Origin of the sequence: Prochlorococcus sp. MIT 0604 (assembly GCF_000757845.1) — a bacterium.
Classification (GTDB): domain Bacteria; phylum Cyanobacteriota; class Cyanobacteriia; order PCC-6307; family Cyanobiaceae; genus Prochlorococcus_A.
Window position 1 is genome coordinate 447,977 of the sequence record NZ_CP007753.1, and the last position, 12,978, is coordinate 460,954.

Below are 12,978 nucleotides of genomic sequence, written 5' to 3' on the forward strand. Positions count from 1 at the left end.
TTCTCTATTTGTATCAGCTCATTGGATGGAATAATAAATCTGGGAAAAACCTATTAAATTCAATAATTATTCCAGCTGTGAGGCTCAGCCAAATTGCTGCTACAACTGGGGCAGATCTTACAAATTTTGTGTTTAGAATTTTGAACATTTGTTTTATGAAAGTTTTTAAAGATGTTTAGCGAGGACCATTAAGCGTGATGTTTTTATCTTTCTCTCTTAAATCCCCATTTCTTCCTTGTTTATTAGCAAGAAGAGGCCATTGCGCTCCTTTTACAAGACATTTTCTGGCTAAGTCTAAGTCAATAATGATCTCAAGATCTGCTGGATTCTTAGTCTTTTTTGATTCAATCAGATACTCTCTTCCAGACCAGCCTATAATCCCAGCAATGTAAATGAACAATACTCCAGGAATAAGTAAATCTCCTTCATGACCTCTATTTAAAAGAGCTCCCCATGGTTCAAGAGGAGGTCCAATTATTAAATGTGGAAGACCATCATCTCCGCATGATGCTTTTCCGTATCTTTCAAACCTTGCGATGTCTTTTTGAGTAATTGCAGAATTTGCTCTCTCAATGAATTTAGGATTTTCCGAGCATTTTGTGAGGGCTGAAGCAGTATATTCTGTGCTAGCTCTATCTGCGTTTAGGGCAGGTCCATTTGCCGCTAAAGCAATTGGAGTGATTCCTAGGAACAGAAAAACTGAGGTTATGATTGAAAAAAAGAATTTCATAAGTTGCAATCTTTAATTCCTTATAGTGTGTTAAGTAAGAAATTAATATTAAGATAGAACAAGTTGAATCAAAAATGTATAAAGTTTTAGCTATTGAAACAAGTTGTGATGAGACATCTGTCTCAATAGTTTCTAATATTGGCGATACTTTCAGAATACATTCAAATATAATTGCCTCTCAAATTGAAGATCACTCAAAATGGGGAGGAGTTGTTCCTGAACTTGCAGCTCGAAAGCATTTAGAGTCATTACCTTTTGTTTTAGATAAGGCTTTAGAAGAATCAAAAATCAAAATTGAGGAACTCGATTATATTGCGGCAACTGTAGCTCCTGGATTAGTTGGTTGTTTACGCGTTGGCTCTGTAACTGCAAGATCACTTTGCATGTTACATTCAAAACCATTTTTGGGAATTCATCATTTGGAGGGTCATTTATCTTCAATTTTATTTTCAGAAAACTATCCAAAAAAATCTTTTCTTACCTTACTTGTTAGCGGCGGGCATACTGAATTGATAAAGGTTGATAATAGAAGGGGAATGCAGAGACTTGGGAAAAGTTTTGATGATGCTGCTGGAGAAGCCTTTGATAAAGTTGGAAGACTATTAGGTCTTAGTTATCCAGGAGGTCCTGCAATTGAAAAGATTGCTAAAAATGGGGACCCAATGAAATTTAATTTACCAAAATGTAGGATTTCTGATAAAAAAGGTGGATTTCTTAAATATGATTTTTCTTTTAGTGGTTTAAAAACCGCCGTATTAAGATTAGTTGAGAGTTTAAATTTGGATGGGAAGAGCGTTCCAACTCCTGATATTGCTGCAAGTTTTGAAAGAGTAGTGGCAGAGGTCTTGGTAGAGAGAACAATAAAATGCGCAGAAGATCATGGCTTGAATAATGTTGTTGTAGTTGGAGGAGTGGCTGCTAACAATACATTAAGAAAAATGATGATTAACGAAGCTAGTAAAAAATCTATTAAAGTTCATTTAGCTCCCCTTAATCTTTGTACAGATAATGCGGCAATGATTGGAGCAGCGGCGTTGTTCAGGATCAAATTTAAGGATCATTTTAGTTCCCTTAAATTAGGTGTTGCAGGAAGACTATCAATTGAACAAGCAAATACCCTTTATGAAGAAAAACCTCCTTTTTAACTTCAATGAACAAACAAACTAAAATCGAGATTAAAGAGACAAAAAACTTCGTTGATAAAGAGGAACTGAATTTGTGGAAAAGAGGTTTTACCCCTCAAGCTGAAATATGGAATGGAAGGATGGCAACTGTTGGTATAGGAATTATTTTTATAATTATTGCTTTAATAAGCCAATTTTCTTAATAGAAATTAAATTCTCTTGACTTAAAAGTAGTCTTGAAAGATTTAATAAAATCTACTCTTTTTCAGCTGATTCATTAAATTAAAAAGTATTGTATTTATTGGACTTCAGATAAGATTGTTGATTTAATCAAAATAATAAATATTTCTACTATATATAATTTTTTATGACGCCTGAAAGGCTCGGATTACTTTGGGGAATAACTGTATTTGCAGGTGCTTGTGCGCGATTATTTTCTTCTTTAACAGGATTCCCCAGTGTTGTTATTTTATTACTTTCTGGATTACTTATAGGAAGATCAGGTTTAGGACTGGTTGAGCCTTTAGATCTTGGCCAAGGGCTTGAAACTATTGTAGGGCTTCTAGTCTGTTTGGTTCTATTTGAAGGTGGACTAAATTTAAAACTGCCTGAGGGGAATATAAGAAATACTGTTTTGAAAATTTCATTGGTAAGACTTTTTATTTCATTATCAGCTGGAATTTTTATTGCGCATTGGCTGGCAGGCCTATCATGGCAAGTTGCAGGAATATATAGTGCCATCGTTTTAGCTACTGGACCAACAGTTGTTTCTCCATTAGTGGAACAAATAAAATTAGCTTCCCCTCTCTCGGAAGTTTTAAAAGCTGAGGGATTGTTGCTTGAACCAATTGGTGCAGTACTTGCATTACTGCTTTTAGAACTGACTTTAGGGGATCTACGTGGGATTAACGATGTATTTATAGCATTGATGCAAAGATTAGGGGGAGGAGTCTTAATCGGATTAAGCGCAGGATGGTTCCTATCAGAAATTTTAAAAAAAATAAAAAATGAAGCCTCATTTGGTATAGAGCTTCAAGTTACCCTTGGGTTTATTTTCCTTATGTATGGTATTTGCGAATATTTTTTACCAGAATCAGGATTGCCGGCCTCTGTCGCGGCAGGTTTTATTGTAGGCAAAAGAGAAGTTATAGATAAGGAGAGATTGGATAATCTAATAGGTGAATTAGCTCAATTAGCAATAACGGTTCTTTTCCCTCTTTTGGCCGCTGACGTTTCTTGGGGAGAATTAAGTCCGCTTGGCTGGGGAGGGGTTCTTTGCGTTTTTATGTTGATGGTAATTGTTCGCCCTATCTCTGTATGGATAGCAACTACGGGTGGAGAATTGAACTTAAAAGAAAAAATATTTTTAGCCTGGTTAGCCCCAAGAGGTATTGTTACTGCAGCGGTAGCTTCTCTTTTTTCTATCAGATTAGAGCAGGCTGGTATCCTTGGCGCTGGTCGTCTCCAAGGTTTAGTTTTTCTTACTATATTGATGACAGTAGGAATACAGGGTCTTTCAGCTAAACCTTTGGCGAGTAGGCTTGATTTAAACAAAAAAATAATTTAGGTTGATTTAAGACATCTTTCAATTCGAGATCTATCAGTTTTAATCTCTGAGAAAAGCTCCCAACTTTGTATTAAATCTGGCCCACTGAGAGATCCAAAAAAGGCTACTCTCAAAGATTTCATTAATATCCCTTTTTTAATATTATGAATTTTTGAGATTTCGTTTATTATTTCTTTGGCTTTCTCTTTATCTAGTTTTTCAGTATTTTGCTCAGTTAAATAATTTAAGACTAGTTTTAAAGACGCTTTACTATCCTTGTTTTCCAGAAAGTCTTCGCCTTCTTTTTGAATTGCAGGTATTGAGAAAAATGGTTCTGATTGATCAATGGCATCCTTTAAAACAGTCATAGAGTCTCTAAGTAAAATTGCTAATTTATATGCCCATTCTTGAGATGGCGGTACCCAACCATTATCATTCCAGTATTTTCTCATGATCTCAATTAACTTTATTGATTCCATTTTTTTTATATATCGAGAATTAATCCAGTTAAGTTTTTCCCAACTGAATTTAGCCCCAGCTTTATTTATTTCTGACAAATCAAAAATTTCAGATATTTCATCAAGTGAAAGTATCTCTCTTTCGGAAGATTTTGGAGACCAACCTAAAAAGGCCATATAGTTCGATAAGGCCTCAGGTAAATATCCCATATCTCTAAATTCGTCGATTGAAGTAACGCAATCTCTTTTAGATAATTTTTTCCCTTCACTATTAAGTATTAAGGGTGTATGTGAAAAAGTTGGCAACTTAAAATTTAACGCTTTATAAATCAATATTTGTTTTGCAGTGTTCGAGATATGATCTTCACCTCTTACAACATGAGTAATATTCATGAAATTGTCATCAACTACAACCGCAAGATTATATAAAGGATCTCCAATCTCATAACCCTTTGCCCTTCTTGACAAAACTAAATCACCACCCAAGTCCTTCCCTTGCCAATTGATTTCGCCTCTTATCTGATCTACCCATGTAATTTGAATTTTCTCGTCAATCTTAAACCTTATAACTGAATCTCTCCCTTTGGATATGAATGTTTCTATTTCTTTTTTTGAAAGATTTCTGTGTCTATTATCATGCTTTGGAGGTAATCCGCTCTTTTTTTGTTCTTCTCTTAATTCAGAGATTTCATCTTCTGTTGTAAAGCACCTATATGCAGCTCCACATTTCAAAAGCTTTTTGATGAAACTTTTGTGAATTAATATTCGGTCACTTTGCTTGATAGGTTCTTCATCCCATTTAAGTCCAAGCCATTTCAAGCCTTCTAATATATTTTCTGTGTATTCAGATTTAGATCGAAGAAAATCTGTATCTTCTATTCTGATCAGAAATTTTCCACCTATTTTTTGTGCATACAACCAGTTAAATAATGCTGTACGAGCTGTACCAATATGAAATAAACCCGTTGGACTTGGGGCTAGTCTTAAACGTTTTTCCAAATTGCTTTTAGAAAAAACGGGACCGACGGGATTCGAACCCGCAACTTCCGCCGTGACAGGGCGGTGCTCTAACCAGTTGAACTACGGTCCCAGAGTTTCATTCTAAATTTATTTAGAACTTCATTCTTAAAATTATCAGATCATAATACTTAATTTATTGTGTTGTAATAAAAAAAATTTATTAATTTGAGGATTTACAGAAATAGTTACTTTAATAGCTGCCTGTGTATAAAAAACTATTTATTTTTGAGGTCTAAAACCAGCAGGTTCTATCAACCTAACTTGGTTGCCTCTAGCGGTAAATTCTCTGCCTTGGTCACTTTGTACAACCACTCTCCCACCAGACTTAACTCTGATGACTCTTGCACGAACCCATCCCAAAGCTGCTGATTCGAGGACTTTAACTACATCCCCAGGTTGAAGATCTAACTCCATCTTATGAAAAAAAATAATTTACATAGTGTTGATTAAACGCGTCGTGGAGGACTTGAACCCCCGACATCAGGTTTTGGAGACCTGCGTTCTACCAACTGAACTAACGACGCATCTAAATGATTATAGGCGTCTTTGTGACCAATAAGTTGATTAATTTACAACTTTATCGATCAAAGCGTTGTTTTACGCGAGTAGCTTTTCCTACTCTATCTCTTAGATAGAATAACTTAGCTCTTCTTACTTTACCTCTACGTTCAACTTTTAGAGAGGCAACCTGTGGACTATGTAGCATAAATACTCTTTCAACACCTATACCCTGGAAAATTCTTCTAACTGTAATAGTCTGGTTAATACCTCCATGTCTTTTTGCTATGACAACACCTTCATAAGGTTGGACTCTTTCTTTATTCCCTTCTGTAATTTTTACTCCAACTTTAACAGTGTCCCCAACATAAATTTCGGGTAACTCTTTTTTTAATTGTTCATTCTCAAATTCCTTAATAAGGTGGGATGCACTGAAGGGTTGCTTAGTTTCAGAAACCATCTTTTTTTCTTTTTGTTCAACTGATACATCAACTGATGCTTCAGCATTTATAACGGTTTCTAATTCCTTCTCTTGTTTCTCTTTAGCCATTTTGGTCTAGTTTATCCTACAAGTTCTATATCTTAACCTTTTGACTCGCCTTTAGTAACCTTTTTGGCAAATGAAATTTTTTTTGAAAACATTTGAAATCCAGTTATGAGCATCCATAAAACTCCAAGGGAATTCAATATTACGTATATTAATTCCCCATTATCGCCGAGCCATTCGCCCTCATGGAGAGACATTAACCAATGAACTTGTTCTCTAGAGTAACCTAATAAATCTTTTGAAACCCTATAAAGAAGTCCGGTAATTGAAGATATAAATAATGGAAGAAAAACCCAAGGAGCCAAAGCCTTATGAAATTGTCTAGAATTAAATAAAATTTTCATTTCGTTTCTTTCTAATTGTTATTGATAGACTTAAGATAGCCAAGATCATAATGGCTATTTTGAGGATATTTACCTATTACTATTATTTACTCCAATGAGACATTTTGCAGATCTTTTGTTAAATAAAAATAATTCCAAGACTAATGATCAAGCTCCTTTTATTCAGAGGAGAAGAGGAATAGAAATAAAGTCTTCACGTGAAATAAATTTGATGAAAAAATCTAGCAGGATTGTAGCAACTGTTTTGAGGGAAATTAATGATTTAATTAAACCTGGAATGAGCACAAAAGACTTAGATGATTTCGCAGAAAAGAGGATAAAAAGTTTTGGAGCTGTGCCAAGTTTTAAGGGTTACCATGGCTTCCCTTCTAGTATTTGTTCAAGTATTAATAATGAGGTTGTTCATGGAATACCAAATAAAAATAAAATAATTAAAAATGGTGACTTAGTTAAAATTGATACAGGAGCATATTTAGATGGCTTCCATGGTGATAGTTGCATATCAATTTGCGTTGGGGAGGTTAGTCCAAAGGCACGAAATCTTAGTGATATAGCTTACAAAGCATTGTATGCAGGGCTTTCGAAAATCAAAGCAGGGAATACACTTTTAGAAGTTGCTGGGGCAATCGAAGATATTGTTTTAAAAAATGGCTTTAGTGTTGTGGAAGACTATACAGGTCATGGAGTAGGAAGAAATCTTCATGAAGAACCATCGGTGTTTAATTTTCGGACCAAAGAATTGCCCAACGTTATTCTTCGTGAAGGAATGACATTAGCTGTGGAACCTATTGTTAATGAAGGGACTAAATTTTGCAAAACATTAAATGATAAATGGACCGTTATAACAAAAGATGGAAAATTATCGGCTCAATGGGAGCATACAATAGTCGTCTTAAAAGATGGTGTTGAAATATTGACAGATAGAGATTTCTAGAAACTAAGATTTGTACTTATAGATAATTTGGCAATACAAAAAATTAAAAAATTCTTTCAATGGAAAAAGTAGGTGTGTTAAAGGGTTTGGACTAATTATTATTAAATAATTTTTTGAATTTGCTAAATCATAAATTTTCTTTGAAACAAATTTTGGACTCATTATTCCGATAGGATTTAGTTCTGATTTAAAAGGTCCTAAGATGATTTTTTTTATTATTAATTTTTTCTTTGTATTTTTTTCCAGAAGATTTTTTTTGAAAGAAACTAATTGACCAATAAGGGATTTACTAATCTCATATGAAGGATTTAGGGCTGGTAAAAGTTCTGCTTCAGATGTGTTTATCCAAATCTCTTTTTTTATTAGTGAATTACTTGTTAGAGCAATATCTTCAAATAAATTTAAAAATTTGAATTTGCTTAATGCATTTATCTCTATTGAATTTTCATAATTGGAATTTTCTCTACTCAAATCATAGATACCATGGTTCAAAATTAAAATATCTATTTTTTCTAATTGTTTTTTTAATGACGACTCCTTCCCACATTCCCATTTAATCCATTCATTTGGAGATTCAAGATTTATTTCATAATTAGTTTTACTATGAGTAAATCCAATCACTTTATACCCTTTTTGACGAAACAACTTTGTTAATTCTTTCCCAAGGGCACCTGAGGCTCCAGTAATCCCTATAGTTTGTTGGGTTTTGGTTGAATTTATCATTTTTCTTGATTTTGATGAGGCACCAAATAATTAAAATAAATTTACCAAAAAAAATTATTTATTTTTTTATTTAATTAAAACTCATAACTAAATATTTGTTTAGTTATAAAAAAAATATTATCTTAAACCTATTGATAAAAAATTTTACTAATTATGAGCGATATATTATTAATTGGTTCATGTGAGCCATTTAGTGGTAAGTCTGCAATGGTTCTTGGGATAGCAAAAAGACTTTTACAAGGGGGGGGGGAAGTCCGCATAGGAAAACCACTAGCAACATGTATTGAACTTACTAATCTTTCCTCAATGTCTTATGAAGGATTAATAGATGATGATGTTAAATTTATTGGAACTACTCTAAATATCAAAGAGGAGAATTTAATTTCTTCAGTAGGATTATTGGATAATATATCAGCTGAAAAAAGAATCTTTAATAAAGACTTACTCCCAGGAAAAGGTTTTGATCAGATTGAAGGATTAGTTAATGATGATTTTGAAGGCCTTAATATTCTAGAGGCAGCTGGTAGCCTTCATGAAGGTATGATTTATGGCTTAAGTCTCCCACAACTAGCTAGGGATTTAGATGCGAAAGTTTTAATTGTGAATTTGTGGGAAGATTGTAAAAGCGTGGATGCATTACTTGATGCGAAAAAACAATTAGGTGAGAAATTGGCTGGAGTTGTATTGAACGGAGTGTTGCCGCAAGAAGTTGAAAAAGTTAAAAATGAAATAATACCCTCACTTAAAGATCTGGATATTGAAGTGTTTGGGGTGATGCCTAAATCACCACTGCTTAGAAGTGTCACAGTTGGTGAGCTTATAAGAAGATTAGATGCCCAAGTAATTTGTTGCCCTGAAAAAGATCAATTACTTGTTGAAACCTTAAGTATTGGTGCAATGGGGGTCAATTCTGCAATGGAATTTTTCAGGAGAAGACGAAACATGGCTGTAGTTACTGGAGCTGATAGAACTGATATACAACTTGCTGCTTTGGAGGCTTCAACTCAATGCCTGATTTTAACTGGTTTGGGAGACCCTTTATCACAATTGATTCATAGAGCTGAGGAATTGGAGGTGCCAATTTTAAAGGTGGGATTAGATACTCTTTCCTCTGTAGAAATTATTGAACAAGCTTTTGGTCATGTCAGAATACATGAATCAGTTAAAGCTTCTTATGCTATTCAATTAGTTCAAGAGCATGTGAATTTAAAAAGAATTCTCGAAAAGATAGATTTTCCCTGCAATTTTTCAGATAAATGCTAATTTCAAATATAGGAACTGTATTATTTTGAGTCGCTCTCTAGATCTACCAGCAACTGAAGGCGTTGATGCCTTAGCTCAAGAACTTGCAAAACTCCAAGATAATGGGAAAAGGAGAATTGCTTTTTTGGGTAGTAGACACGTGCCGGTCGTCGATATCCACTTAATTGAGTTGATAGCAAGGTCGTTAGCAGAGGAAGGACATAATATCCTCACTTCTGGATCTCAAGGTGTTAACGCAGCTGTTATTCGAGCTGTCTTAGATATTAATCCATCACTATTAACTGTTTTATTACCGCAAAGTCTTGATAGACAAATACCTGAAATAAAGGATCAACTTGAAAGGGTTATGCATTTGGTTGAAAAAAGTGAGAATGATGAATTACCTTTGCCACTTGCAAGTAGTCTTTGTAATCAAGAAATTATTACTAGGTGCGATCAATTAATATGTTTTGCCTTTCACGATAGTGAAACTTTACTAAATAGTTGTAGATGTGCGGAAGAAATGGGGAAAGTGGTTAGTTTGTTATTTTTTGATTAAATAAATCCATTTCCCTTCATGAAAAGATGATTTATGCTAATAATATTTAGCTTTTAATAATTTACTATGGCAGAAAGTTTTTCATTTGATGTGGTTTCTGATTTTGATAGACAGGAATTAGTCAACACTTTGGATCAAGTAAAAAGAGAAATTTCTCAGCGCTACGACCTCAAGGGCACAGATACTTCAGTTGATTTAGATAAAGAAAATATTTTTATAATCACAAATAGCGAACTGACCCTAAATGCTGTAAATGACATAATTAGACAAAAGGCTATAAAAAGGAACTTGTCTTTAAAAATATTTGACTACGGTGAAATTGAAATAGTTAGTGGTAACAAATTAAAACAGACAATTTTATTAAAACAAGGAATTAAACAAGAAATTGCAAAAAAAATCAGCAAAAATATTAGAGATCAAATAAAAAAAATTAATGTCAGCATAAATGGTGAAACACTCAGAGTTGCTAGTAAGAGTAAAAATGATCTTCAATTAGCAATTAAGCTTGTTTCTGAGTTGGAAGAGTCTTTGAATATTCCTCTAAAAGTTAATAACTTTAGATAAAATCTTCATTAAGAATATTTTTACAATATGGCAGATTATTCAGAATCTCTCATTAAATCATTGATCAAGAAAGTAAAAGAATATCCTCGTTTTTCAAAAGAAGAAATAGAGAAATTTTGTTGGATGGCGGTCCATGAGTATAAACATGGTGTTTTACCCTCTGAATATGACATTAGGGAGATAGATGAGGACCTTTATTTAGAACTTTTACAAGAAATTAAATCAAATATCTCCTAAAAATATCTATATTTATGTTTGCAATTATTAAAAAAATATTTTAATTAAATGCCTTATTAATGCACTAATTAGTCAATTTAAATATGATTAATTAAACGAAGAAAACTAATGTCAACATCCTTTAAAAATGTAACACCAACAGGTCCCGGTGGAACAGCAACACTATTGATTGTATTATCTTTTACAGGCTTTCTTTTACTCACCCAATCTCTCTTTGTTGTCCCTTCTGGACAAGTTGCAGTTGTAACAACATTAGGGAAAGTAAGTGGTCCCTCAAGGAGAGCTGGTTTAAACTTTAAACTTCCATTTATTCAGTCTGTATACCCATTTGATATCAAAACTCAAGTTCAACCAGAAAAATTTGAAACGTTAACTAAAGATCTTCAAGTAATTAGGGCTACAGCTACTGTTAAGTATTCAGTAAAACCCCAGGAAGCAGGAAGGATCTTTGCCACAATTGCAAGTAGAAATAGCGATGTTTATCAAAAAATTGTTCAGCCATCTTTGTTAAAAGCTCTAAAATCAGTCTTTTCTCAGTATGAGCTAGAAACAATTGCTACTGAATTTGCAGTAATTTCTGAAAAAGTAGGTGATACAGTTGCTCAAGAACTAAATTCATTCGATTATGTAGATGTTAAAAGTTTAGATCTTACTGGATTAGAGATTGCCGAAGAATATAGAGCTGCAATTGAACAAAAGCAAATAGCAGGTCAGCAACTACTAAGAGCAAAGACAGAAGTGGAAATTGCTGAACAAGAAGCTCTTAGATATGAGACATTAAATAGAAGTCTTGACGATCAGGTACTTTTTAAATTATTTCTAGATAAATGGGATGGTAGCACACAAGTTGTTCCTGGCCTGCCAGGTTCAGAAGGAGGCAGTCCTCCAGTAATAGTTGGTGGTAGAAGATAATTATTTAAAAAACCTTTTTTCTGGTTTTAATCATTTACTTATTTTTCTTTAAGGAAATTTAGTAAATGATTATTTTTTTATTGCATTAAAAGATTCGTCAAAAGCCTCGATAGTTTTATCAATTTCTTCTTCATTGTGAGCTAATGATGTGAATCCAGCTTCAAAGGGACTTGGCGCTAAGTAAATTCCTCTACGAAGCATTTCTTTATGCAATTTACCAAAAAGTTCTGCATCATTTGTTTTGGCTTCATCAAAGTTTCTAACTGGCCCATCACATAAGAAGAATCCAAACATACCACTTACACTTCCACCGTTTATAGCGATACTGTTATTTTCTGCAGCCTGAATTATCCCTTCAATTAATCTAGAAGTTGTTGAATCAAGTTTATCGTATGTGCCATCTTGTTTGAGCAATTCAAGAGTTTTTATCCCAGCAGTCATAGCGAGAGGATTACCGCTCAAAGTGCCTGCTTGGTAAACAGGTCCTGCAGGGGCTACCATTGACATTATTTCTTTTTTGCCTCCATAAGCTCCTACAGGTAGGCCTCCACCAATAACTTTTCCGAGGGTGGTTAAGTCTGGAGTAACCCCAAACTTTTCTTGAGCACCTCCATAACTTATTCTGAAGCCAGTCATTACTTCGTCAAAAACTAATAAGGATCCATTTTCAGTAGTTAATTCTCTTAATCCCTCCAAGAACCCAGGTTCTGGAGTAATGAATCCAGCATTACCAACAATAGGCTCAAGTATAACTCCCGAAATGGCATCAGGATTTTCAGAAAATAATTTTTTTACTGCTTCAAGGTCATTGTAAGGAGCAGTGAGTGTGTTGGCTGTTGTTGTCCTTGGAACGCCTGGAGAATCTGGTAAACCTAGAGTAGCTACACCTGAACCTGCTTTAACTAAAAACATATCTGCATGTCCGTGATAGCAACCGTCAAATTTAATAACTTTATCTCTTCCAGTAAATGCTCTCATAAGTCTCAAAACAGCCATGCATGCTTCAGTTCCACTATTAACAAATCTAACCATTTCTATAGATGGGACTGCATTTATTACCATTTCGGCGAGTTTATTTTCTAGAACGCATGGAGCACCAAAACTAGTGCCTTTCTCAATTGCTTCCTGTAATGCCGTAGTTACTTCAGGGTGGGCATGTCCACATATAGCCGGCCCCCAACTTCCTATGTAGTCAATATATCTATTTCCATCAATATCCCAAGCAAAGGGACCTTTGACTCTATCAAAAACAATTGGCTTGCCACCTACAGACTTAAAAGCTCTTACTGGCGAGCTAACTCCCCCTGGCATTAGATGTTGTGCGGCAGAAAAAATTTCTTCTGATTTGGTGTAATTTAATATGTCAGTCACAATTTAGCTAAATGATGTTTTGAGAAAAATTTTGTCATGCTCTAAATTAGAAATAAGTAAAAATTTTGTCAATCAAATTGAAATTCTACATTATGATATTTTTATTGCGATAGTTTGGATTGTAAATTATTAATTTAAAAGAAATCATGATAAAAAACAATACTAATTT

The 12,978-nt window shown here is 34.0% G+C and carries 17 protein-coding genes and 2 tRNA genes; 9 read left to right on the forward strand and 10 right to left on the reverse strand.

Features of this window, described 5'->3' with window-relative positions; translation table 11 throughout:
* Nucleotides 1-13: 13 nt before the first annotated feature.
* Entirely contained in the window at nt 14-148 is a 135-nt protein-coding gene (gene psaJ / locus EW14_RS09815) for a photosystem I reaction center subunit IX (protein ID WP_011862490.1), read from the reverse strand.
* A 27-nt stretch (nt 149-175) separates the two neighbouring features.
* Nucleotides 176-730, reverse strand: coding sequence for a photosystem I reaction center subunit III (locus EW14_RS02475; RefSeq protein ID WP_042849927.1), 555 nt, complete (start codon nt 728-730; stop codon nt 176-178).
* A 74-nt stretch (nt 731-804) separates the two neighbouring features.
* Between EW14_RS02475 and tsaD the strand changes: the two genes are divergently transcribed.
* From tsaD to EW14_RS02490, 3 genes are all read left to right on the forward strand, one after another.
* Complete coding sequence (gene tsaD, locus EW14_RS02480; RefSeq protein ID WP_042849928.1) at nt 805-1,875, forward strand: tRNA (adenosine(37)-N6)-threonylcarbamoyltransferase complex transferase subunit TsaD; 1,071 nt, start codon at nt 805-807, stop codon at nt 1,873-1,875.
* A 5-nt stretch (nt 1,876-1,880) separates the two neighbouring features.
* Complete coding sequence (locus tag EW14_RS02485; protein ID WP_042849929.1) at nt 1,881-2,057, forward strand: high light inducible protein; 177 nt, start codon at nt 1,881-1,883, stop codon at nt 2,055-2,057.
* Between the two features lie 164 nt (nt 2,058-2,221).
* Entirely contained in the window at nt 2,222-3,421 is a 1,200-nt protein-coding gene (locus tag EW14_RS02490; RefSeq protein ID WP_042849930.1) for a sodium:proton antiporter, read from the forward strand.
* Here the strand turns inward: EW14_RS02490 and gltX are convergent.
* The 6 genes from gltX to EW14_RS02520 all read right to left on the reverse strand — a co-directional run bounded on the left by gltX (nt 3,418) and on the right by EW14_RS02520 (nt 6,267).
* Nucleotides 3,418-4,857, reverse strand: coding sequence for a glutamate--tRNA ligase (gene gltX, locus EW14_RS02495; protein ID WP_042851288.1), 1,440 nt, complete (start codon nt 4,855-4,857; stop codon nt 3,418-3,420). The two genes, EW14_RS02490 and gltX, sit on opposite strands and share 4 nt — an antisense overlap.
* A gap of 17 nt (nt 4,858-4,874) precedes the next feature.
* Nucleotides 4,875-4,948 (reverse strand) — tRNA-Asp (locus tag EW14_RS02500).
* Between the two features lie 149 nt (nt 4,949-5,097).
* Nucleotides 5,098-5,292: a hypothetical protein gene (locus tag EW14_RS02505; RefSeq protein ID WP_002807701.1), complete on the reverse strand. Its 195-nt coding sequence runs from the start codon at nt 5,290-5,292 to the stop codon at nt 5,098-5,100.
* 37 nt (nt 5,293-5,329) lie between these two features.
* Nucleotides 5,330-5,402: transfer RNA gene (locus tag EW14_RS02510), tRNA-Trp, on the reverse strand.
* A 53-nt stretch (nt 5,403-5,455) separates the two neighbouring features.
* Nucleotides 5,456-5,926, reverse strand: coding sequence for a 50S ribosomal protein L19 (gene rplS, locus EW14_RS02515; protein ID WP_042849931.1), 471 nt, complete (start codon nt 5,924-5,926; stop codon nt 5,456-5,458).
* 32 nt (nt 5,927-5,958) lie between these two features.
* A complete protein-coding gene (locus EW14_RS02520; protein WP_042849932.1) occupies nt 5,959-6,267 on the reverse strand; it encodes a PepSY domain-containing protein in 309 nt (102 codons plus the stop codon).
* A 94-nt stretch (nt 6,268-6,361) separates the two neighbouring features.
* Between EW14_RS02520 and map the strand changes: the two genes are divergently transcribed.
* Nucleotides 6,362-7,201, forward strand: a complete 840-nt coding sequence (gene map, locus EW14_RS02525; protein ID WP_042849933.1) for a type I methionyl aminopeptidase — start codon at nt 6,362-6,364, stop codon at nt 7,199-7,201.
* Nucleotides 7,202-7,204: 3 nt separating this feature from the next.
* Here the strand turns inward: map and EW14_RS02530 are convergent, their stop codons facing one another.
* Nucleotides 7,205-7,924 (reverse strand): SDR family oxidoreductase, encoded by a 720-nt coding sequence (locus EW14_RS02530; protein ID WP_042849934.1) that lies wholly within the window; start codon nt 7,922-7,924, stop codon nt 7,205-7,207.
* A gap of 153 nt (nt 7,925-8,077) precedes the next feature.
* On the opposite strand from EW14_RS02530, the gene EW14_RS02535 reads away from it, so the two are divergent.
* The 5 genes from EW14_RS02535 to EW14_RS02555 all read left to right on the forward strand — a co-directional run bounded on the left by EW14_RS02535 (nt 8,078) and on the right by EW14_RS02555 (nt 11,438).
* Nucleotides 8,078-9,187 (forward strand): phosphotransacetylase family protein, encoded by a 1,110-nt coding sequence (locus EW14_RS02535; protein WP_042849935.1) that lies wholly within the window; start codon nt 8,078-8,080, stop codon nt 9,185-9,187.
* 25 nt (nt 9,188-9,212) lie between these two features.
* Complete coding sequence (locus EW14_RS02540; protein WP_011817989.1) at nt 9,213-9,725, forward strand: hypothetical protein; 513 nt, start codon at nt 9,213-9,215, stop codon at nt 9,723-9,725.
* A gap of 66 nt (nt 9,726-9,791) precedes the next feature.
* A complete protein-coding gene (locus EW14_RS02545) occupies nt 9,792-10,289 on the forward strand; it encodes a YajQ family cyclic di-GMP-binding protein (RefSeq protein ID WP_042849936.1) in 498 nt (165 codons plus the stop codon).
* Between the two features lie 27 nt (nt 10,290-10,316).
* Complete coding sequence (locus EW14_RS02550) at nt 10,317-10,526, forward strand: hypothetical protein (RefSeq protein ID WP_042849937.1); 210 nt, start codon at nt 10,317-10,319, stop codon at nt 10,524-10,526.
* 108 nt (nt 10,527-10,634) lie between these two features.
* Nucleotides 10,635-11,438, forward strand: a complete 804-nt coding sequence (locus tag EW14_RS02555; protein WP_042849938.1) for a prohibitin family protein — start codon at nt 10,635-10,637, stop codon at nt 11,436-11,438.
* Between the two features lie 69 nt (nt 11,439-11,507).
* On the opposite strand, the gene hemL is transcribed toward EW14_RS02555, so the two are convergent.
* A complete protein-coding gene (gene hemL / locus EW14_RS02560) occupies nt 11,508-12,809 on the reverse strand; it encodes a glutamate-1-semialdehyde 2,1-aminomutase (RefSeq protein ID WP_042849939.1) in 1,302 nt (433 codons plus the stop codon).
* Between the last annotated feature and the right edge of the window lie 169 nt (nt 12,810-12,978).